This is a genomic window from Ruegeria halocynthiae (assembly GCF_000743705.1).
Taxonomy (GTDB): domain Bacteria; phylum Pseudomonadota; class Alphaproteobacteria; order Rhodobacterales; family Rhodobacteraceae; genus Ruegeria; species Ruegeria halocynthiae_B.
In genome coordinates this window covers 176,488-197,409 of record NZ_JQEZ01000003.1, presented here as the reverse complement: position 1 = coordinate 197,409, position 20,922 = coordinate 176,488, and the positions used below count along the sequence as shown (strand labels likewise).

20 protein-coding genes are annotated in these 20,922 nt (G+C 57.0%); 16 read left to right on the top strand and 4 right to left on the bottom strand.

The window, feature by feature from the left end; translation table 11 throughout:
* Nucleotides 1-67: 67 nt before the first annotated feature.
* From paaZ to JT51_RS11740, 3 genes are all read right to left on the bottom strand, one after another.
* The gene (gene paaZ / locus JT51_RS11750; protein ID WP_327285363.1) at nt 68-1,996 is read right to left on the bottom strand and encodes a phenylacetic acid degradation bifunctional protein PaaZ; all 1,929 of its coding nucleotides are present in this window, start codon (nt 1,994-1,996) and stop codon (nt 68-70) included.
* Nucleotides 1,997-2,007: 11 nt separating this feature from the next.
* Nucleotides 2,008-2,787 carry an alpha/beta fold hydrolase gene (locus JT51_RS11745; RefSeq protein WP_037312679.1) on the bottom strand — a complete coding sequence of 260 codons (780 nt, stop codon included), beginning with the start codon at nt 2,785-2,787 and terminating at the stop codon, nt 2,008-2,010.
* A 79-nt stretch (nt 2,788-2,866) separates the two neighbouring features.
* A complete protein-coding gene (locus JT51_RS11740; protein ID WP_037312677.1) occupies nt 2,867-5,767 on the bottom strand; it encodes a Tn3 family transposase in 2,901 nt (966 codons plus the stop codon).
* Nucleotides 5,768-5,892: 125 nt separating this feature from the next.
* Here JT51_RS11740 and JT51_RS11735 point away from each other — a divergent pair, with 125 nt between their 5' ends.
* Nucleotides 5,893-6,444 (top strand): recombinase family protein, encoded by a 552-nt coding sequence (locus JT51_RS11735; protein ID WP_037312675.1) that lies wholly within the window; start codon nt 5,893-5,895, stop codon nt 6,442-6,444.
* Nucleotides 6,445-6,471: 27 nt separating this feature from the next.
* Here JT51_RS11735 and JT51_RS11730 read toward each other — a convergent pair whose 3' ends face one another.
* Nucleotides 6,472-6,666, bottom strand: coding sequence for a hypothetical protein (locus JT51_RS11730; RefSeq protein WP_037312673.1), 195 nt, complete (start codon nt 6,664-6,666; stop codon nt 6,472-6,474).
* Nucleotides 6,667-6,762: 96 nt separating this feature from the next.
* Between JT51_RS11730 and paaG the strand changes: the two genes are divergently transcribed.
* The 15 genes from paaG (at nt 6,763) to JT51_RS11660 (ending at nt 20,905) form a co-directional block, all read left to right on the top strand.
* Complete coding sequence (paaG, locus tag JT51_RS11725; protein ID WP_037312671.1) at nt 6,763-7,548, top strand: 2-(1,2-epoxy-1,2-dihydrophenyl)acetyl-CoA isomerase PaaG; 786 nt, start codon at nt 6,763-6,765, stop codon at nt 7,546-7,548.
* Nucleotide 7,549: 1 nt separating this feature from the next.
* A complete protein-coding gene (gene paaI / locus JT51_RS11720; RefSeq protein WP_037312669.1) occupies nt 7,550-7,990 on the top strand; it encodes a hydroxyphenylacetyl-CoA thioesterase PaaI in 441 nt (146 codons plus the stop codon).
* Nucleotides 7,987-9,297 (top strand): phenylacetate--CoA ligase PaaK, encoded by a 1,311-nt coding sequence (paaK, locus tag JT51_RS11715; RefSeq protein WP_037312667.1) that lies wholly within the window; start codon nt 7,987-7,989, stop codon nt 9,295-9,297. The genes paaI and paaK overlap by 4 nt, the downstream gene beginning before the upstream one ends.
* Before the next feature lie 3 nt (nt 9,298-9,300).
* The gene (locus tag JT51_RS11710) at nt 9,301-9,897 is read left to right on the top strand and encodes a TetR/AcrR family transcriptional regulator (RefSeq protein ID WP_037312665.1); all 597 of its coding nucleotides are present in this window, start codon (nt 9,301-9,303) and stop codon (nt 9,895-9,897) included.
* An 88-nt stretch (nt 9,898-9,985) separates the two neighbouring features.
* On the top strand, nt 9,986-11,014 hold the full coding sequence (locus JT51_RS11705; RefSeq protein WP_037314108.1) for a TRAP transporter substrate-binding protein: 1,029 nt from the start codon (nt 9,986-9,988) through the stop codon (nt 11,012-11,014).
* A gap of 87 nt (nt 11,015-11,101) precedes the next feature.
* Complete coding sequence (locus tag JT51_RS11700) at nt 11,102-11,662, top strand: TRAP transporter small permease (RefSeq protein WP_037312663.1); 561 nt, start codon at nt 11,102-11,104, stop codon at nt 11,660-11,662.
* A complete protein-coding gene (locus JT51_RS11695) occupies nt 11,659-13,155 on the top strand; it encodes a TRAP transporter large permease (RefSeq protein WP_037312662.1) in 1,497 nt (498 codons plus the stop codon). Before JT51_RS11700 ends, JT51_RS11695 begins: the two co-directional genes overlap by 4 nt.
* 96 nt (nt 13,156-13,251) lie before the next feature.
* On the top strand, nt 13,252-13,719 hold the full coding sequence (locus JT51_RS11690) for a DUF4863 family protein (protein WP_037312660.1): 468 nt from the start codon (nt 13,252-13,254) through the stop codon (nt 13,717-13,719).
* 24 nt (nt 13,720-13,743) lie between these two features.
* The gene (locus JT51_RS11685; RefSeq protein WP_037312657.1) at nt 13,744-15,282 is read left to right on the top strand and encodes a benzoate-CoA ligase family protein; all 1,539 of its coding nucleotides are present in this window, start codon (nt 13,744-13,746) and stop codon (nt 15,280-15,282) included.
* On the top strand, nt 15,279-15,722 hold the full coding sequence (locus JT51_RS11680) for a DUF309 domain-containing protein (RefSeq protein ID WP_081894668.1): 444 nt from the start codon (nt 15,279-15,281) through the stop codon (nt 15,720-15,722). Before JT51_RS11685 ends, JT51_RS11680 begins: the two co-directional genes overlap by 4 nt.
* A 140-nt stretch (nt 15,723-15,862) precedes the next feature.
* Entirely contained in the window at nt 15,863-17,524 is a 1,662-nt protein-coding gene (boxC, locus tag JT51_RS11675; RefSeq protein WP_037314103.1) for a 2,3-epoxybenzoyl-CoA dihydrolase, read from the top strand.
* Nucleotides 17,525-17,560: 36 nt separating this feature from the next.
* Nucleotides 17,561-19,012, top strand: coding sequence for a benzoyl-CoA 2,3-epoxidase subunit BoxB (gene boxB, locus JT51_RS11670; protein ID WP_037312654.1), 1,452 nt, complete (start codon nt 17,561-17,563; stop codon nt 19,010-19,012).
* A gap of 64 nt (nt 19,013-19,076) precedes the next feature.
* Nucleotides 19,077-19,241 (top strand): hypothetical protein, encoded by a 165-nt coding sequence (locus JT51_RS21985; RefSeq protein ID WP_160175182.1) that lies wholly within the window; start codon nt 19,077-19,079, stop codon nt 19,239-19,241.
* Nucleotides 19,242-19,266: 25 nt separating this feature from the next.
* Nucleotides 19,267-20,457: a benzoyl-CoA 2,3-epoxidase subunit BoxA gene (boxA, locus tag JT51_RS11665; protein WP_037312651.1), complete on the top strand. Its 1,191-nt coding sequence runs from the start codon at nt 19,267-19,269 to the stop codon at nt 20,455-20,457.
* Nucleotide 20,458: 1 nt separating this feature from the next.
* The gene (locus JT51_RS11660; protein ID WP_037312648.1) at nt 20,459-20,905 is read left to right on the top strand and encodes an acyl-CoA thioesterase; all 447 of its coding nucleotides are present in this window, start codon (nt 20,459-20,461) and stop codon (nt 20,903-20,905) included.
* The last annotated feature ends 17 nt before the right edge of the window (nt 20,906-20,922 follow it).

Genomic DNA, 20,922 nt, shown 5'->3' with positions numbered 1-20,922 from the left:
TTAGCGCACCGATTTCGATATGGGGAACTGATCACTGGAAGCCAGGCAATCTGAGGTCATGGCAGCATTAGAATGCGTTCATGGTCAAAAGCTCGTATTCGGCGACCGGTTCGTCATCCTGATTTTTCAGCGTAACATGCCACCGAACCTCACCATATTCGTCATTGCGCGGAGTTTTTTGCTTAACGGTCAGCCGCACTTTGAGGCTGTCCCCAGCGACCACAGGTTTCATGAATGCCAGGTTATCAAGGCCCGTATTGGCCAGAACCGGGCCTTCATCCGGATCAACGAACAGACCGGCGGCAAAGCTTAGCAGCAGATAGCCATGGGCCACACGATCGGGGAAAAACGGATTGCGTTTTGCCGCCTCGGGATCGGTATGGGCATAGAATGTGTCGCCGGTGAAATCCGCGAAGTGCTCGATATCCTCAACCGTGATTTCGCGTGATGCGGTATGGAGCGTTTCGCCAATCTGCAGTTCGTGGAACCTGCGCTTGAACGGATGCGCAGGCCCTTCAATCTCGGCCGCGCCCGGCACCCATTGCTCTCCAATCGCCGCGATCAGATCCGGGCTTCCCTGTACCGCAGTTCTTTGCATGTAGTGCATGACACCGCGTATGCCGCCCATTTCCTCGCCACCGCCTGCGCGGCCGGGGCCGCCGTGAACAAGGTGCGGCAGGGGCGAGCCGTGGCCGGTTGACCCTTTCATGCTGTCGCGGTTGTTGAAATACAGGCGCCCATGATAGGCGGCCGCGCCCATGGCAACCTGGCGCGCCACTTGCGGGTCATGTGTGATAACGGAAGCCACCAGAGATCCCTCGCCGCGGTTGGCCAGCTGAATGGCGTGATCCAGATCGCGATACCCCATGATTGTTGAGACAGGGCCAAAGGCTTCGGTATCGTGAATACGTTGTGCTTTGTCCGGGTCAGCACAGTGAAACAGCATGGGGGGCAGGAACGCGCCGGTTTCAGCGCTGGCTCCGTTGACCTCGAAATTGTCGGGGTCACCAAAGACACGCTCGGCCTCGGTTGCGAGTAGGGCAGCCTTTGCAAGCACGTCACGCTTTTGGGCGTTCGACACAAGTGCACCCATACGTGTGCCTTCGGCCTGCGGGTCACCGATGACTGTTTTCGCAAGGCGTCCCTGAAGGGCTTGGATTACCGCATCGACCTGCGATTGTGGGGCCAGAATGCGCCGGATGGCAGTGCACTTCTGCCCGGCCTTCGCAGTCATCTCGCGCTGAACTTCCTTGATGAACAGGTCGAATTCAGGCGTTCCGGGTTCCGCGTCAGGTCCCAGAATCGACGCGTTGAGACTGTCCTGTTCGGCCACAAAGCGGATCGAGTTCTTCAGGATGGCCGGGGCCGCGCGCAGTTTCAGCGCGGTATCGGCCGAGCCGGTAAAGCTGACAATGTCCTGGCAGGTCAGTTGATCCAACGTGTCGCCAAGGCCACCCGCCACAAGCTGCAACGCGCCATCCGGCAAATGGCCGCTTTCAAGCATTATTCTGACCGCGCGCTCTGTAACGTAGCAAGTCGCTGTTGCGGGCTTCACAATCGCCGGGACCCCGGCCAGTAAAGTGGGCGCCAGCTTTTCCAGCATGCCCCAGACCGGGAAGTTGAACGCGTTGATGTGGACAGCGGCACCCTGCATCGGGGTGCAGATATGCTGGCCCAGGAAGTTCCCGCCCTTGGACAGCGTCTCGGGTTCACCGTCCAAATAGATTTGACCATCCGGCAGCTCGCGGCGGCCTTTCGAGGCAAAGACAAACATGGTGCCGATGCCGCCATCCACATCGATCATGTGGTCATTCTGGGTGCCGCCAGACGAAAAGCTCAGATCATACAGCTCTTGCTTGCGCGCATTCAGGGCCATCGCCAGCGCTTTGATCATGCGGGCGCGATCATGGAAAGTCAGCGCGCGCAGGGCCGGGCCGCCCACGGTGGGGTCGAGTCCGGCTGAGTGCAGAATAGGGCGTTTAGCCCGGAGTCCGATATTGCCGCCACCTATGTGATCGTTTTCTCAACCAAACGATAGAATTCATCTTTGGCGTATATCTCTTGCCAAGGCTTATGTCCGCACCGCTTGATTTCAACAAATTCAGCAGAAGGAAGTGCTGCCTGCAATGGCAACCTCACACCTTCTGACGGTCTTGGGTCGTAATCACCATGGATCGCCAGGACAGGGCATCGGATGGTGGAAATAGCTTCCAGAAGCGAGCCGTCTTTGCGCATGCCATCAGCTTCGGGCCAAACTGCCTTGTGAATAACTTCATCAAAAACAACATTGGGTTGCGCGGACGTGTCTCGTGAGTAGGTGTCTGCCATATCACTGAGTTCAATGAAGCGAGCGGCGTCTGTGGGACTCTCAGCCATGGAGCGCAAAGTCAGCAATTCGGCCTGCTCCTCGTCTGACAGGCGCACTTTTTTTGTGGTTCGGATTGCTTCAGTGTAACGCGCTTCGAGTGGTCCACTCCCGACAAGGATGAGTGCACGGACCAAATCCTCGTGTTGCGCAGCAAGCAAACATCCGAGCCAGGCACCCCAAGACCAACCGATGACAAGCACAGGAGGCTCACAATATTGTTCGATCTGCGATCTGAGTTCATCAACCTGTCCACCCACTGATTGGCGCGTTTGGAAGGGTTCAAGAACATCATAGCCCATGTGCCCAAGTTCACGCGCAAACGGTTCTGCCTCTCCGGCACCGCCAGGCCCGCCGTGAAGCACGACAACGCGAGAGGGAGTTTTGCCGTATTGCCGAACATCTTGTAGTAACTTGGACATTTTGTGATCGTCACCTGCATAGTAAAGCCTTGTCAAATCGAACGGTCGAAGGATGTTGGGAGCTTTCGCCGGGTGGCCTTCACGGATTTCCCGCCTTCATCTTCCGCCACCTGTATTCGCCCGTGAGGATGATGTGCGCCCAGCCAAGAGGCGATATGTGCGATAGGAGATATCCTGGCGTTTTCAAACCGCCCTTTTTCCGCTGCGCGACCGCTATGCCAAGCTGCTTAGTATTCCAGTAAATTATGATAGCAGTGAGAAGGTTGAGACCGGCGACCCGGAAGTGTTGGCCTTCGGTCGTGCGATCCCTGATTTCCCCTTGCCTACCAATCCGCAGAGCGCTCTTTAGGGCATGATGCGCCTCACCTTTATTGAGACCAATTTGAGCGCGGCGCTGCATGTCAGTGTCGAGCAGCCATTCGATGATGAACAGCGTTCGTTCAACGCGACCGATTTCGCGAAGAGCGACGGCCAAATCATGTTGTCGTGGCCGTGCGGCCAGTTTCTTCAGAAGTTGACTGGGCTGCAATCTGCCTGAGAGCATCGTTGCGATGCAGCGCAGAACATCCGGCCAGTTGGCGATGATGGTGGTTTCTCGGATTTTGTCGCCCACCAAGCCCTTCAGCTCAGTCGGGACGCTGCGACGGTCAAAGACATGCAGCCGCTTTGAGGGCAGGTCCCTGATGCGCGGGATGAACAGATAGCCAAGCAGCGAAGTAGCGGCAAATACGAGATCGGTGAAGCCTCCTGTATCAGCATATTGTTCTTTGATCTTGTTCCCGGTCAGGTTCATCAGCAACCCATCCAGAATATATGGGGCTTCGTTTACTGTTGCGGGAATGACCTGCGTGGCAAATGGGCCGTATTGATCTGACATGTGGGTATAGGCTTTCAGACCTGGTTCGTGGCCGTACTTCGCATTGATCAGATTCATCGCCTCGCCCTGACGCGTGGTGGGAAAGAACTGACCATCACTGGAAGCAGTTTCGCCAGCACCCCAGCATTTTGCCATTGGCAACCGCGCCTGTGCCTCAATCACCGCGGCCAAGGCCCTATTGATGGCGTCACTTTCCACGTGCCAGTTTGAAAGCCGTGCCAACTGAGTAAAACTATGCGTGCTGCTGGCCGCAGCCATCTTGCTCAAGCCGAGATTCAGCCCCTCTGCCAGAATGACGTTCAGCAAACCAAGCTTGTCTTTGCAGGGTGCCCCGGTGCGCAGATGAGTGAAGGCGTCGGTGAAGCCCGTATCATTGGCCACGTCCATAAGAATATCCGTGATCCGAACTTCTGGCAGGCGGCGATAGAGATCAAGGATGAGGCTATCAGCTTCAGCGGGCACATCTGCTTCAAGCCGTTCGACGCGCAACCTACCACCCTCAATGATACCACCGGGAAGGGCCCCGTTCCTGACCGCCATCGCAAGCCTGTGCAGCCCGTCTTCCAGCCGTTGTTTGCGATCTGCAAGCCAGACTTCCGGTTCCAATGGCATCGACAGGCCCATAGTCTGTGCCGCTTCAACTGGAACCAGAGCCTGTTTCATGTCGCTGTAGCGACGGGAATGAGCAAGCCAGACGTCACCAGATCTGAAGGCTTCGCGCAGTTGGAACAGCACCGCGACAACCCAGAGACGGTCTCGGTTGTTCTCGGGATTCCGCAAGTGGCCCCGCCATTTTGACTGCGGCTGAAGAAATGGCGCAGAGCGGCATGGAATATCCCGCCTGTCGCGGATCACATCGGCCGCCGCAAGTAAAGGCTCAGCCACACTGGCTCCCGTGATGTCCAACGCAGTCAGCATTCGCGGGGCATAGAGTTTGAAGCGATGATAGCCCTGTTCGACATAGGCCAGCGCATCCGCCTTGACGGTCTTACCGAGTGCCCCTGCCGTTGCGACGAGGTTTTCCAGCACACCCCAACCACAGGAAGCATCCACGGCACCGGCAACAGCCACTTCATCACCTTTGGCCAACAACAATGCCGTACCCAATGTCTCGAACCCGGCCAGGGTCGCCGCGATCTCCGATTGCGCCTCGGCAACACGGGCATCGCAAATCCTCTTTGCCTCCCGCCAGATTGAGCCAACAATCCGATCATGTGTTTCGACAACGGTATCTGCGATGGCGGCCGACCATTCCACGACGCAGGTGGCGAGGATGGCCAAACGACGATCACTGGTGATGTCCCGAAGCCCATCCGTGAAATATCTTTCGCCTTGGCGGCGCAATTGCGCGACCCGGTGTGCAGGAACATCGTCCAGGATTGCGGGAGACAACGCGATCCGTTGCAGAAATTCCAACCGGTCGAGCTGACGGTTCATATCGGCGGAGTTCTTGCCCACCTCGAACCGCCGTAACCAGATGAACCGGCTGAGCCGACCATCCACCTCTTCGGTCAGCAAGTTGTCGAGTTGGACACGCATTTTTGCGTCGAGACGAGCCGCAATGCGTGCTTCTACCCTGCGTTCAGCAGCGACCAACGCATCTGCGCAGTGACGCTCTATGACTGAAATCCCTGGCAAAATGATTTGCCGTCTGCGGCATTCTTCCACGAACCCGCGCACCAGAAACTCGCTGGATTGCGCCGCTTCAGCATTCTGGTCCAGCCAGCACCGCATTTTCTTGGCGCGCTTGCCGGAAAACATCTTATACCCGTACATCTTGCGCAGAGCATCCAGATGCTCCCGGCGGGTCTTTTCCCGAGTGGCATATGGCAGTAGATCATTCGTCTTCAATCCGAGCTGTGCAGCCACGAAGCGGGACACCGGCTCGGGGATCACTTCGCCAGCCTTCAGCAACCGACCGGGATATCGGAAGGCACAAAGCTGAAGGGCAAAGCCGATCTGGTTTTCTGGCCGTCGCCGCGTTCGAATGTTCTCGATGTCTTCATCGTCCAAGGTGTAATGTCGAAGCAACGCCATCTCGTCAGTTGGAAGATCAAAGAGCGCCGCGCGTTGTCGCGCGGTCAGAACCGCTCGGTGTGCCATCGGATTGTTCTTTCTTTATGGGATGGGGTCTCTGAAAGTAGACATACTGAGACCATCCACTTGCCATGTCTTTTTCAATGTCTCAATATGGCTGTCGCAAAAACCCTTAATCTATTCGAGACCCAATGGCCAAAGTCGGATACGCCCGTGTCAGTTCAGTCGGGCAATCATTAGATGTACAGCGGGAAAAGCTGAACGAATGCGACAAGCTGTTCGAAGAAAAGCGCAGCGGCACTACCGATGCCCGTCCTCAGCTCAAACGGTGTCTGGGATACGTTCGGAACGGTGACCAGCTGATCGTGACTCGCATCGACCGATTGGCGCGCTCAACTCTACACCTGTGCCAGATCGCCGAGACCCTGCGCGACAAAGGCGTTGATCTGGTGGTCCTTGATCAAAATATCGACACATCAGACGCAACCGGGCGACTGCTATTCAACATGCTGGGAGCCATCGGTCAGTTCGAAACCGAAATCCGCGCCGAGCGCCAAATGGACGGGATCAAGAAGGCTAAAGATCAAGGCGTTCAGTTTGGGAAGCGGCCTGCGCTTACAACCAATCAGATCGTAGAACTGCGCGCAAAACGCGCGCAGGGCACCTTAATCAAGGACCTCATGGCTGAATACAGCCTCTCTAAGGCCACTATTTATCGATATCTCGCTGAAGACGAGGCTTGAGCGCAATCACAGAAGCCCAATCCGAGCTTAACGCCCTATTCTGCACTCAGCCGGACTCGACCCCACGGTGCGGGCATGTGCCAGCATGGCGGCGGTGTCCAATGCGGAATTGCCGGCCCGCGCCATGATCTCGCCGGTCACAGCGTTTTCGATCTCGCGCGCACCATCGCCGGGGGCAATCCAGGTTCCGCCAACAAAGCTGCTTACATCCAGAAGGCCCATTGCCAATCCTCTCGGTGAATCGATTTATCCTTTAACATTGACCAACCGGTCGGTTTATGCAAGCGTCAACTAAAGTCCCCAAGAGCGCGCGCCGACATGACCGAGACAATCCTTGTACATACCCATGAGAACTGGACAGAGATCACGCTGAACCGCCCCGAGCGGCTCAACAGTTTCAATGAGGAAATGCATCGGGGTCTGTACGCTGCACTGGAAACGGCCCGCGACACTGGGGCCCGCGCAGTTCTGTTGACCGGGGCAGGGCGCGGCTTTTGCGCCGGGCAGGATCTGGGGGACCGTGATCCGTCGAAGCTGGACGGACCGCCGGATCTGAGCGTAACGGTACGCACATTCTATGCGCCCTTGGTGCGGTTGATCCGCTCGCTGGACTGTCCCGTTGTCTGTGCCGTCAACGGCGTCGCGGCGGGTGCGGGGGCCAATTTGTCGTTGGCGTGCGATATTGTTTTGGCCGCTGAAAGCGCGAAGTTCATTCAGTCCTTTTCCAAGGTCGGGCTGATCCCCGATACTGGCGGCAGCTGGCATTTGCCGCGCCTTTTGGGCGAGGCCCGGGCAAAGGGTTTGGCCCTGACCGCGCAGCCGCTGACGGCGAAACAGGCAGAAGACTGGGGTTTGATCTGGAAGTCCCTGCCGGACGCAGATCTACTGCCGGAGGCCCGCAAGCTGGCCGGTCAACTAGCCAGCGGACCGACGCTTGGGCTGGCATTGACAAAACAAGCCATTCAAGCCGCCGCGACCGACACGTTGTCAGATCACCTGGAGATGGAGGCCGATATGATGAAGCGCTGTGGGGAAAGCGCGGATTATGCCGAAGGCGTATCTGCGTTTCTGGAAAAGCGGCCCCCGGCGTTCAAAGGCCATTAAGATGACCCCGAAGGAAAGAGCCGAAGCGTCAGCACAAGCGATGTGGTCCGAAGATGCAGCGTCGCAATGGGTGGGAATGTCGCTTGTCGAGGTGGACGAGGGGCAGGCCACGCTGGAATTGGCGGTCGCCCGGCATCACTGCAACGGGCATGGGATCTGCCATGGCGGTATCACCTTTTCACTGGCCGACAGCGCCTTTGCCTTTGCCTGCAACAGCCGCAATCAGGCCACCGTCGCCCAGCACAATGTCATCAGTTACATTGCACCGGGGCGGCTGGGCGATGTCCTGCGGGCCAAAGCGCGCGAAGTGTCGCTGAACGGCCGCAACGGCATCTATGATGTGCGTGTCACAAATCAGAACGACGAGTTGATTGCCGAATTTCGCGGGTTCTCCCGCGCGGTGCCCGGCACGCTTTTCGACGAGAGGGATGGGGAAGGATGAAGGATCTTGGTCCGAAACCGAATGAGTTGGACGCAATCGAAACGGCCAGCCGGGATGAGATTGCAGCACTCCAGCTAAGCCGGATGAAATGGTCGCTGTCACATGCCTATGAGAACGTGCCGATGTACAGGAACCGGTTCGACAAGGCCGGGGTGCATCCCGATGACCTCAAAGATCTCAGTGATCTGGCGAAGTTCCCTTTCACGTACAAGGACGACCTGCGGGACAATTACCCCTTTGGCCTGCGCGCCGTGCCACAGGATCAGGTAGTTCGTATCCATGCCTCGTCCGGCACAACCGGAAAGCCAACCGTAGTTGTCTATACCCGTAACGATATCGACGTCTGGTCGGACACTCTGGCCCGCAGCCTGCGTGCCGCAGGTCTGCGCAAGGGTGATATCATTCACAACGCCTATGGCTATGGCCTGTTCACAGGCGGTTTGGGTGCGCATTATGGCATCGAACGTCTTGGCGCGACCGTTGTGCCTATGGGTGGGGGGCAAACCGAAAAGCAGGTCAATCTGATCACCGATTTCCGGCCCAGCGGCATCATGGTAACGCCGTCCTACATGCTCAACATCCTTGAGCAGTACCAAAAGATCGGCGTTGATCCCCGGACCTCACCCTTGCAGGTGGGTGTGTTCGGTGCCGAACCCTGGACAAACGCTATGCGGGAAGAAATCGAAGCCGCCTTTGACATGCACGCCGTTGATATCTACGGCCTGTCAGAGATTATGGGACCCGGCGTCGCCAACGAATGTGTCGAGACCAAGGACGGCCTCCATGTCTGGGAAGATCACTACTACCCCGAAATAGTCGATCCGGTAACGGGCGAGGTCCTGGAGGATGGGCAAGAGGGAGAGCTGGTCTTTACCACCCTGACCAAAGAAGGCATGCCGATGATCCGCTATCGCACCCGTGATTTGACCCGGCTGTTGCCTGGAACCGCGCGCAGTATGCGCCGGATGGAAAAGATCACCGGCCGGTCCGATGACATGATCATCCTGCGGGGCGTCAATGTTTTTCCGACACAGATTGAAGAACAGGTCATGGCAACCAGCGGCCTTGCCCTGTATTATCAGATCGAACTGGCCCGCGCTGGCCCCATGGACGCGATGCGCGTGATGGTCGAGGTCGATAGCAGCGCGGTTGACGAGGTTGGTCGATCAGCCCTCGGCAATGCCCTGACCCAGCGCATCAAGGATATGGTCGGGATCAGCTGTCAGGTCGATGTGCAAATGCCCGGCACCGTGGCCCGGTCCCAAGGGAAGGCCGTGCGCGTCATCGACAATCGGCCCAAGGAGTAGACCGTGGCACGCACGATTGCAAAAGACCACCGCGAAAAGCGGGGGCATATTCTGAAGACGGCAGCCACCGTGTTTGCCAGCGAAGGCGTCGCACGCGCGTCGATGAATCACGTGGCCAGGGAATGCGGCATCTCCAAAGCGAACATCTATCATTACTATGAAAGTAAGGATGCGTTGCTGTACGACATACTGGAAACATATCTTTCGGCGCTCCGCAGCCGAATCTGCGAACTACCGCTGGATGGCTTGAGTGCGGGGGAAAAGCTGCACCGGATCGTTTCAGAGGTTCTTTTGGCCTATGAAGGTATGGACAACGAGCACAAAATTCAGACCGAGGGCATTCCGCTGCTCGCCCCCGAGCAGCAAACCGTATTGCGTGGCTATCAGCGCGATATGGTCCGGCTGTTGTCCGAAGTTCTGAACGACCTTGCACCCGATGTGTTTGCCGGGAATCAGGAAAAGTTACGCTCGGCAACCATGTCGGTTTTTGGGATGCTGAACTGGTTCTACATGTGGAACAGTGGTGCAAACGAAACCGAAAGGCGCGAATACTCGGACCTTGTGGCAAGGCTTACACTTAATGGTGTCAAAGGTTTGTAGGTGATCCGAGGATGTAAAGACAAAGAAGTTGCATTATGTTGCACAACATGCATTAAATCGCATCAACGCGACAGAGGAGGAGGAAACCATGTACATCTCTAAAAAGGTGATGGGTGCGCTCAGCGCCGTTGCCCTAAGTCTGGGTACAACCGCGACAGCGGCGGAATATGAATTTAACCTGCAAAGCTTCTTGCCGGCACAGGCGACCATTCCCGCACAGATCATCGATGTCTGGGCCGACAAGATCGAGGCCGATTCAGATGGCCGCATCGAAATCACCCGCTACCCCTCGATGCAGCTGGGCGGTAAGCCGCCAGAGCTTTTGGATCAGGTTATTGATGGCGTGATCGACATCACCTGGAACGTGATTGGCTATACGCCGGGGCGTTTCCCATCGACCGAAGTTTTTGAATTGCCGTTCCTGGTCAGCGACGCAAAACCGGCATCAGCTGCCTTCTGGACCCTGCTGGAAGAAGATATTGCCGAGCGTGAGTTTTCCGACGTCAAAGTCCTTGGCGGTTGGGTTCACGGCCCCGGCGTGATCCACTCCAACAAAGAGATCGTCACACCCGATGATTTCAACGGCATGAAAGTCCGCGGCGCGTCCCGTCAGGTGAACGCATTGCTCAGCACCTTGGGGGCCACCCCTGTTGGCATGCCGGTTCCGGCCGTCCCAGAGGCGCTGTCTAAGGGCGTGATCGATGGCACGACCATTCCATGGGAAGTCACCAAGGCGTTGAAAGTTCCGGAACTGGTTGAAAACCATACCGAATTCAGCGGGCCGATGATGTATACCGTGACCTTTGTTCTGGCGATGAACAAGGACAAATACGCCGCGCTGCCCGATGATCTGAAAGCCGTGGTGGACCAGCATTCCGGCCTGGAATTTTCAGTGTTTGCAGGCGAGGTTCAGCAAGCCAACGATGACCCCGCGCGTGAAATCGCATTGGATCGGGGAAACAACATTGTAACCCTGGATGAAGAGCAATCCGCCGTCTGGGCCACTGCTTCCCAGCCGGTCTATGACGCATGGCTGGCAGAGATGAGCGAAAAGGGGATCGACGGACAGGCGCTGATCGACCGCGCCAAGGCCCTTATGGCGGAACACGGCAGCTAAATTCGCCCGAACCGATCTGCCGCGCGGTCTTTTGGACGTGCGCGGCAGAACACATAATACTGCCTGTGTATCGTCTAGGGGGACGGAATGCGCCGCATTGTTGAACGACTGGCTTATGGCATGGCGTTGCTGGGCGGTGCAGTTCTGACCTGTCTGATCATTCTGATCTGTGTGTCTGTGCTGGGCCGGTCGATGAACACCATTCTTCACGGCTGGTTCGGGCAGGTGATGCCCGGGTTTTCAAGTTGGGCTCTGGGGTTGGGCATTGGCCCGATCAACGGCGATTTTGAGATTGTGGAGGCGGGAGTCGCCTTTGCAATCTTTGCCTTTCTGCCGATTTGCCAGCTGACTTCGGGACACGCTGTCGTGGATATCCTGACCTCTAACCTGTCGCCCCGCATCAACCGGTTTCTGTCCATGGTGACGGAGATTCTGTTTGCCGCAGTTCTGCTGCTGATCGCGGTTCAGTTGTATCAGGGAACGATGTCGAAGTTCCGATTTGGTGAAAACACGTTCATTTTGCAATTCCCAGTCTGGTGGGGCTATGCCGCCAGCCTGGTTGCGGCGGCGGTCGCCGCAATTGTCGGGCTTTACATTGCGGCCACGCGCGTTCGTGATTGCGTGACGGGAAAGGAAACTCTGTTGTGAGCGATCTGGCAATTGGGTTGCTGTCCTTTCCGGCGCTGCTTCTGTTGATATTCATCCGCGTGCCCATTGGATTGGCTATGTTCCTGACGGGGCTGGTCGGCATCTTCATGGTCACCGGCAATTTCAACATTCCTCTGGGGCGGTTGAAGTCCGAAACTTACACCACCTTCTCCAGCTACTCGCTGTCGATTGTGCCGATGTTCCTGCTGATGGGGCATTTCGCGACTTTGGGGGGAATGTCGACGGCCTTGTTCAAAGCCGCAGAAGGGTTCCTGGGTCACCGCAAGGGCGGTGTCGCTATGGCTGCGGTCGGTGCCTGCGCTGGTTTTGGCGCGATCTGTGGGTCATCGCTGGCGACAGCAGCAACCATGGGGCGCGTGGCCCTGCCGGAATTGCGCCGGTATGGCTACGCTGGCGGGTTTTCGACCGCTACACTTGCCGCTGGCGGAACGCTGGGCATCCTTATCCCGCCCTCGGTTGTTCTGGTCATCTACGCAATTTTGACCGAGCAGAACATTGCGAAACTGTTCTTGGCGGCTTTTATCCCGGGCATTCTGGCGGCGCTGGGATACGTTCTGGCCATATCAGTTTATGTGCGCCTTTATCCGAACAGCGCGGGCACGCGCGAGGCCATTCCATATCGCGAGCGCTTCCGACTGCTGTTTGACGTCTGGCCGGTTCTGCTGGTTTTCGGCGGCGTCGTCGGCGGCATTTACGCCGGTTGGTTCACGCCAACCGAAGGGGCCGCAGTCGGGGCTGCCGGAACCGGGCTGATCGCGCTGGTGAATGGCGGGCTGACCTTGGGTTCGCTCAAAGAAAGTTTCATTGTCACCGCGAAATCCACCGCGATGATCTTCTTCATCATTCTGGGTGCGGGCTTCTATAACGGGTTTCTGGCATTGACCAACGTGCCGCAGGAACTGGCGAATTATGTCCTGAATCAGGGTTTCAGCCCGTGGACAATCCTCACGCTTATTCTGATCTTCTACCTGATTCTGGGCTGTGTCATGGACAGTCTGAGTATGATCCTGCTGACGATCCCGATCTTCTTTCCGGTGATATCGGTACTGGATTTCGGATTGGTCGATCTGATCGCAATGCAACATGATGCAGCCCGTACTGCGCTGGCAGGGGCGGCCGATCTGGCACCGGACATACGGGCGCAGGTGGAAGCTCTGATCGCTTCCGGTGCTGAAATCAGCAGGGATCTGCAAAAAGAAATCGGAATTCGCGTCACTCAGGGAATGGCGGACCGGATCGCACTGGAGCGGACGGCCATCTGGTTTGGCATTCTTGTGCTGATCGTGGTCGAGGTTGGATTGATCACGCCGCCGGTGGGAATGAATCTGTTTGTAATCAACGCGATGGATCGCAGTACGCGGATGCTTGATACATACAAGGCCGTGCTTTTCTTTGTCGGCTCGGACCTGGTGCGCGTTATAGTGCTTGTTCTCTTCCCCGCAATCACCCTATTCTTGATCCCCTTTGGGTAGTTTTCTGCATAAAAATGCATAAAACTTAAAAAATAGTTGTGAAGCAGCGCTAAAATATGCATTATAACGCAAAATAAGACCGCCAGGGAACACACTATGCCGGAACAGGAATTCATCCAACTCGTCGACAAAATCGCCAGTGCAATCGCAGATGATGCGCTGGATGCGGATTTGGAAGCTAAACTGAACACGGAATTTTCGGCCTCGACAGATGACTTCAAAGCACTGGGCAACCTGTGCGCCGAAGGGGAAAGGGATGGTTGGCTGATGGCGCGCGAAGCAGGTGGGATTAAATTCGGCCGCCCGGTCAAGCCCGGTATGATAGCCGGAAACTTCAGTGTCGATGTGGTGCAGATGAAAGACGTTCGCGGCCCGCACCATGTCCATACCACCGGCGAGATTGGCGCGATCTTCCCGCTGGAAGGCGCGCCCCGTTTCGATGACAGACCTGAAGGGTGGTATGTTTACGGACCCGGTTCGGAGCATCACCCAACTGTTAAGGGCGGCGATGCTTACATCCTTTATTTCCTGCCTGATGGGGCGATCGAATTCACTGGCAAGTAATCGCCAAGACGGGAGGAGGAACCAATGGCAGAAAACCACAACGCGGCCCTTTGGTTTGTGGACCGGCATATTGATGAGGGGCGTGCCGACAAAGTCGCCTTTCGTGAAGCGGATGGCCAGCAGCGCGATCTGACCTATGGCCAACTGGCCGACGGCAGCGCCCGTTTTGCCGGAGCCTTGATCCGCAGCGATGTGCGGCGCGAAGAGCGCGTGGCGATGATTGTATTGGATCAGATCGAGTTTCCCATCGTGTTCTGGGGCGCGCTCAAGACCGGGGCCGTCCCGGTTCCCCTGAACACGCTTCTGTCCACTTCGGTCTATGAAACCATCCTGAACGACAGCCGTGCCACAACGCTTGTCGTGTCATCTGAACTGTGGGGGACGGTGGCACCTGCTATCAGGGACAACGCCTTCTTGCGCAACATCGTCGTGATCGGCGACGCGCCGGAAAGCACGACCGGCTATGCCGGGTTCGTGGAAGGCGCCGCGCCCATGCAAGCGGTTGAAGCCGGGGGTGACGAGACGGCGTTCTGGCTGTACTCGTCCGGGTCCACCGGCTTGCCAAAAGGGGTTCGTCACATCCATTCCAGCCTCAGGGCAACAACGGATACCTTTGGTGCCAAGGTTCTGGGCATGTGCCAAGATGACGTGGTTTATTCGGTGGCAAAGCTGTTCTTTGCCTACGGGCTTGGCAACGGAATGTCCTTCCCGCTGTCAACCGGAGCCACCACCATACTGCTCGGCGGACGCCCGACCCCGGACGCCGCTTTTGGCATTATCGGGGAACATGCTCCGACGGTTTTCTACGGCGTTCCAACCTTGTTTGCGGCCATGAATGCCAGCCTCGATGGCGTGGATAACGGGCCCAAGTCGAACCTAAGGCTGTGTGTGTCCGCCGGTGAGGCATTGCCGCGTGACGTGGGCGAAGCATGGCAAGAACGCATGGGTGTCGAAATCGTGGATGGTGTCGGGTCGACCGAGATGCTGCACATCTTCCTGTCCAACAGCCCCGGTGACATCGTCTATGGCACCTCCGGCACAGCCGTGCCCGGCTATGACGTGCGTCTTGTCGATGAAGAAGGCCAAAGTGTTGCCGACAACGAAGTTGGCGAGCTTTTGGTGCGTGGTCCTTCAGCCGCCGAGGGGTATTGGAACCGGCGCGAGAAATCGCGCGAAACCTTCGAAGGGGAATGGACGCGCACGGGCGACAAATACGAACGAACGCCAGATGGCCGCTATGTCTATTGCGGAAGAACGGACGACATGTTCAAGATTTCAGGCATCTGGGTCAGCCCGTTCGAGATCGAACAGGCGCTGGTCGAGCATCCGGCGATCCTTGAGGCGGCAATTGTTGCGCATGCCGATGAACACGGTCTGGACAAACCAAAGGCGTTTGTTGTGCTGAAAGAGGGTCAGAGCCGCGAGGCAATCACTGACCTGAAGGACTTTGTGAAGGAAAAGATCGGAAAGTGGAAATACCCCCGCTGGGTGGATGTGGTCGATGATCTGCCCAAAACCGCAACCGGTAAGATTCAACGCTTCAAGCTGCGGGCAGGCGCATGACCAACCCGGGTGGCAGTTCTGATACGGTATGGTCCGACCCGGATATCTTGTGGCGTCCGCCCCATGCCTATGTCCCCGGACAAACGCCACGCCACCCCGAAGGGATGTTTGAGGACCTGAAAACCGGTCTTTGTGGTGTTCCCACGCATCGCCTGAATGAAACCCCGGCCTGGGCGTATGGTCAGGCTTTTCTGCGCGAAGGTTTCTTCTGGGAGGCGCATGAGGTTCTTGAAGCGGTCTGGATGGCCTGTCCACCAAACGCGCCCGAACGTCTGATGGTTCAGTCCGTCATTCAACAGGCGAATGCCAAGCTCAAGGCCAAGATGGGGATGGGTCGTGCGGCGCAGCGTCTGGAGGCCCAGTCCAGTGATCTGGCCCGTGAGGCTGTCGAGCGTGCCGGTGGGCGCGTGTTGGGCTGCGCTTCAGAAATTATGCAATAAAATACACAAGAAGAAGAATTCAAATGGGATTATTCCCAGAAATACTGCGATAATCTTAAAAAGATGTATTATCATGCATCTTTTTCTTTACCGTACCCCGATTCCGCATTATTATGCATATCAGCCTACAGGAGTTTCCCATGACCAAGGTCATTGACTTTCAAACCGACCCCTCAAAGTACCGCCATTGGCGTGTAGAATACGATGGGCCTATCGCCAATCTTTACATGGATGTCGACGAGAATGCAGGGTTGTTTGAGGGCTATCAGCTGAAACTCAACTCGTATGATCTGGGCGTTGACATTGAATTGTCCGATATCGTCCAGCGAATGCGGTTCGAACATCCCGAAGTCAAAGTGGTCGTGATGCAGTCCGCCAAGGAAAAGGTGTTCTGTGCGGGTGCAAATATCCGCATGCTGGGCGGCGCGGAACACAGTCACAAGGTGAACTTCTGTAAATTCACGAACGAGACGCGAAACACATTCGAAGCGGCCGAGGATGACAGCGGGCAGAAATATATAGCCGCCGTCAAAGGCGCCTGCGCAGGTGGCGGGTACGAGCTGGCGCTGGCCTGCAACCATATCATGCTGACCGATGACAGCACCTCGTCTGTTGCATTGCCCGAAGTGCCGCTCTTGGCCGTTCTCCCCGGAACCGGCGGCCTGACGCGTGTGACGGACAAGCGCAAAGTGCGCCGGGATCTGGCAGATATCTTCTGTTCGATCGAAGAGGGTGTGAAGGGCAAACGGGCCGTCGACTGGCGGCTGGTGGACGAAGTTATTCCAAACTCGAAATTCGACGAAACCGTGCAGCAGCGGGCTCGGGAATTTGCGACCAGTTCGTCAAAGCCGGATGTTGCGGGGGGGATCACGCTTGGCCCGCTGGACAAGAAGATCGGCAAAGATGGCTCGGTCACATACAGCCTGGTCGAAGTGTCCGTTGACCGCGATGCCCGCAAGGCCACGATCACGATCAATGGCCCGCAAGACGATGCGCCTGCGGATATGGATGCATTCACAGCGCAGGGGGATCAGGCATATTTGCTGCGTCTTGTGCGCGAGCTTGATGACGCAATCCTGCACCTGCGTCTCAACGAGATGGAGCTGGGCCTGTTGGTGTTCCGCAGCCAGGGAGACCCCGAAAAGGTTCAGGCGCATGAAGCGCTTTTGATAAACAACAAGGACAGCTGGCTGGCCAATGAGGTGCTCAAATACTGGAAGCGCCTGCTGAAACGGGTCGATGTCACATCACGTTCGCTGTCCGCTCTGGTCGAACACGGGTCTTGCTTCACCGGGGTTCTGGCCGAGCTTCTTTGGGCCGTCGATCGGACTTACATGATGGAGGACGAGTTTGAAGGCGACAACCGCCCGACCGCGGCCATCACGCTGACTGACGCGAACTTTGGCCTCTTCCCGATGGGGAATGATCTGACGCGGCTTGGAACCCGTTTTCTGGGTGAGCCCGAGGCGCTAAGCGCAGCAGAAGCCGAAAAGGGCGCCGCGCTGGAAGCCGAAATGGCCAACGAGCTGGGTTTGGTCACGATGATCCTGGACGACATCGACTGGGAGGACGAAATCCGCATCTTCGAGGAAGAGCGCGCCTCGTTCAGCCCGGACGCTATGACCGGAATGGAGGCTAACCTTCGTTTTGCCGGGCCAGAGACCATGGAAACCCGCATCTTCGGCCGACTGACCGCTTGGCAAAACTGGATTTTCAACCGCCCGAACGCCGTTGGCCCTGATGGCGCGCTGCAACGGTATGGCACGGGTGTGCGCGGAACCTACAACATGGAACGGGTCTGACCGGCCCCGGCGGCGACCCTTCAGCAGGAGAAAGACATGCTCGACGTTATCAACGTTAGTTACGACACGCAGATCCCCAACAATGTAGGTCTGAGCCAGGACCGCAAGGTCTTGAAGGCGCTGGAAAAATGGCACCCCGGTTACATCGACTGGTGGAACAGGCTGATCCCGCAGAACTTTCAGGAATCCATGGTGTACCTGCGCACAGCGGTCAGCGTTGACCCCAAGGGCTGGGCCAAGTTCGACTATGTAAAGATGCCCGAATACCGTTGGGGTGTCCTGCTGGCCCCACAGGTCGAAGACCGTGTCATCCCGATGGGAGAGCACAAAGGCAAGAAAGCCTGGCAGGAAGTGCCCGGCGAATACCGTAACATGCTCAAGCGTCTGATCGTCATTCAGGGCGATACAGAGCCCGGCTCGGTCGAGCAGCAACGGTTCCTTGGTCTGACCGCGCCCTCGCTTTACGACATGAGAAACCTGTTTCAGGTGAATGTCGAAGAAGGCCGTCACCTTTGGGCGATGGTTTATCTTCTGCAAAAGTACTTCGGCAAAGATGGCCGGGAGGAAGCGGATGATTTGCTGATCCGCTCGTCCGGATCAGAAGAAGCGCCGCGGATGCTGGGTGCATTCAACGAAGATACGCCGGACTGGCTCTCTTTCTTCATGTTCACGTATTTCACGGACCGCGACGGCAAGATGCAGCTTGAGAGTCTGGCGCAATCCGGATTTGACCCGCTGAGCCGGACATGCCGCTTTATGCTGACGGAAGAAGCCCACCATATGTTTGTCGGCGAAACGGGCGTCAGCCGCGTGATCCAGCGTACTTGTGAGGCCATGAATGAGGCCGGGCTGACGGACCCCTACGACATTGGTAAGGTGCGCGATCTGGGTGTCATTGATCTGCCAACGATCCAGAAAAAACTGAACCTGCACTATTCCCTGTCGCTGGACCTGTTCGGGCAGGAGGTTTCGACCAACGCCGCCAATGCGTTTAACGCTGGCATCAAGGGTCGTTACATGGAAAATCGGATTGATGACGACCACGAATTGCAAAGCGACACTTACATTGTGCGTAATATTGTCGACGGCAAGATCGTTGCCGAGGAAGTCCCGGCCCTAACCGCCATCAATATGCGTCTGCGCGATGATTATGTCCGTGACGCCGCCGGGGGCGTTGGCCGCTGGAACAAAATTTTGGAAAAGGCGGGCATCGACTTTGCACTGGCCCTGCCGCACGAGGCTTTCCACCGTCAGATCGGCGTTTTTGCTGCCATCAAGGCGAACCCGTCGGGCGATATCATCTCCGAGGCCGAGTGGTCGGCCAATGTGGACAACTGGCTGCCCACCAAAGAGGATGGCGCCTATATCCAGTCGCTGATGGTGCCCTGTTACGAGCCCGGCAAGTTTGCCGGTTGGATTGCTGCCCCGAAGGTCGGCATCGACAACAAGCCCGGTGATTACGAATATGTAAAACTTCACATGGCGTGATCGAAACTGGCAGCGCAGGTCCTGCCACTTGCGCTGCCGGACAATCCAGACGGAGGATCAGGATATGCAAGTCGACCGCATTGTCGGATACCGGGCGCAAAACGTACCGCTGCCCCGGAACATCGCCGAAATGAAAGATTTTTGCCTCGGCTGTCGCGGGTGCGATGGCCCTTGTCGCGCGCTGATCGAGGCCCTGATGACCCCGGCTGTCATTTTGCGCAAAACCTGAACCTAGCAGTCGAAAGGACCGAAAAATGAACAAGCCCCTGAAGCAGCATTTGATCGATCCTGAAATCTGCATCCGCTGTTACACCTGCGAGATGACGTGCCCCGAGAACGCCATCGACCACGATGACAACAACGTGGTCGTCAATGCCGAGCTCTGTAACTTCTGCATGGACTGTATTCCGGTCTGCCCAACCGGATCCATTGATGAATGGCGCGTGGTCAACGACGCCTACAGTATGGAGGAGCAATTCTCATGGTCGGAACTGCCGGAACAGGAGGATCTGGGAGGGGATGAGGCGGAAACCGGCCTTGAGGCGCTGGATGAAACCGTGGCCGCCCTGCTGGCAGAGGCGCATAAAGGGGCCGGGGGCAAGTCAAAGGCTCCTGTGTCTGCGCCTAAACCGACCATCAACCTCTATAGCCTGAGCAAACCGATCGAAGCTGTGGTTCAGGGCAACTACCGTCTTACAGATGAGGGCGCCGATAGTGACGTGCGCCACATCATCCTTGATTTTCAGGGCCATCCGATGCCCGTTTTGGAAGGGCAGTCAATCGGGATCATACCGCCTGGAACCGATGCCGATGGAAACGCGCATTTGCCGCGGCTCTATTCCGTCTCAAGCCCGCGCGATGGCGAGCGGCCCGGCTACAACAACGTTTCGCTGACGGTCAAGCGCGAGGACAAAGGCCTGTGCTCGAACTTTGTTTGCGATCTTCAAAAAGGCGACACCGTACATGTGACCGGCCCGTTTGGGGCGACCTTCCTGCTGCCTGACGACCCGGACGCCCGGATCATGATGATCTGTACCGGAACTGGGTCTGCCCCGATGCGTGCATTTACGATGCGTCGCCATCGCAAGGCAGGAACAGTTCATGGCGGAATGACCATGTTCTTTGGTGCCAGATCACCGGAAAGCCTGCCTTACTTCGGGCCATTGAAGAAGGTTCCGACAACCCTGCTGGAACGGCATCTGGTGTTCAGCAGGCAAGAGGGTCAGCCAAAGGAATACGTTCAGGACCGGATGTGGACCGAGAAAGCCTCGGTCGCGGACATGCTGCGGGACAAGAACACGCACGTATACATCTGCGGGCTGCGGGATATGGAGGGCGGGGTCGAGGCCACGTTTACCCGCATTGCCGAAGAGATTGGCCAGAACTGGGATGAGCTGCGCAATACGATGCGTGAAGAGGGGCGATATCACGTTGAAACCTACTGAGATGCCTTCCCGGCCGGGGTCAGCCTATGAACATGTCATTCGGGTGACCTGGGGCGACTGCGATCCGGCAAAGATTGCCTATACCGGTCGCTTGCCGGGCTTTGTACTCGACGCGATCAACGCCTGGTGGGAAGAACATCTGGGTCAGGGCTGGTACCAACTTGAACTGGACCGCAACATCGGAACGCCGTTTGTCCGGCTGGAAATGGATTTCAAGGCCCCGGTCACCCCGCGCCACAGGCTGATATGTCATGTCTGGCCCAGCAATCTCGGCCAAAGCTCCATCGGGTTTCGCGTTGATGGGGAACAAGACGGCAGGATATGCTTCTCAGCGCAAACCTTAAGCGTTTTTGTTGTCGCCGACGTCTTCAACAAACGCGCCCCGCCTGATGATATAAAAGGTCTCCTTCAACCATTTTTGGAACATGCCGCAGAGTTAGGCACATAAGCATTTCCCTTTTTCAT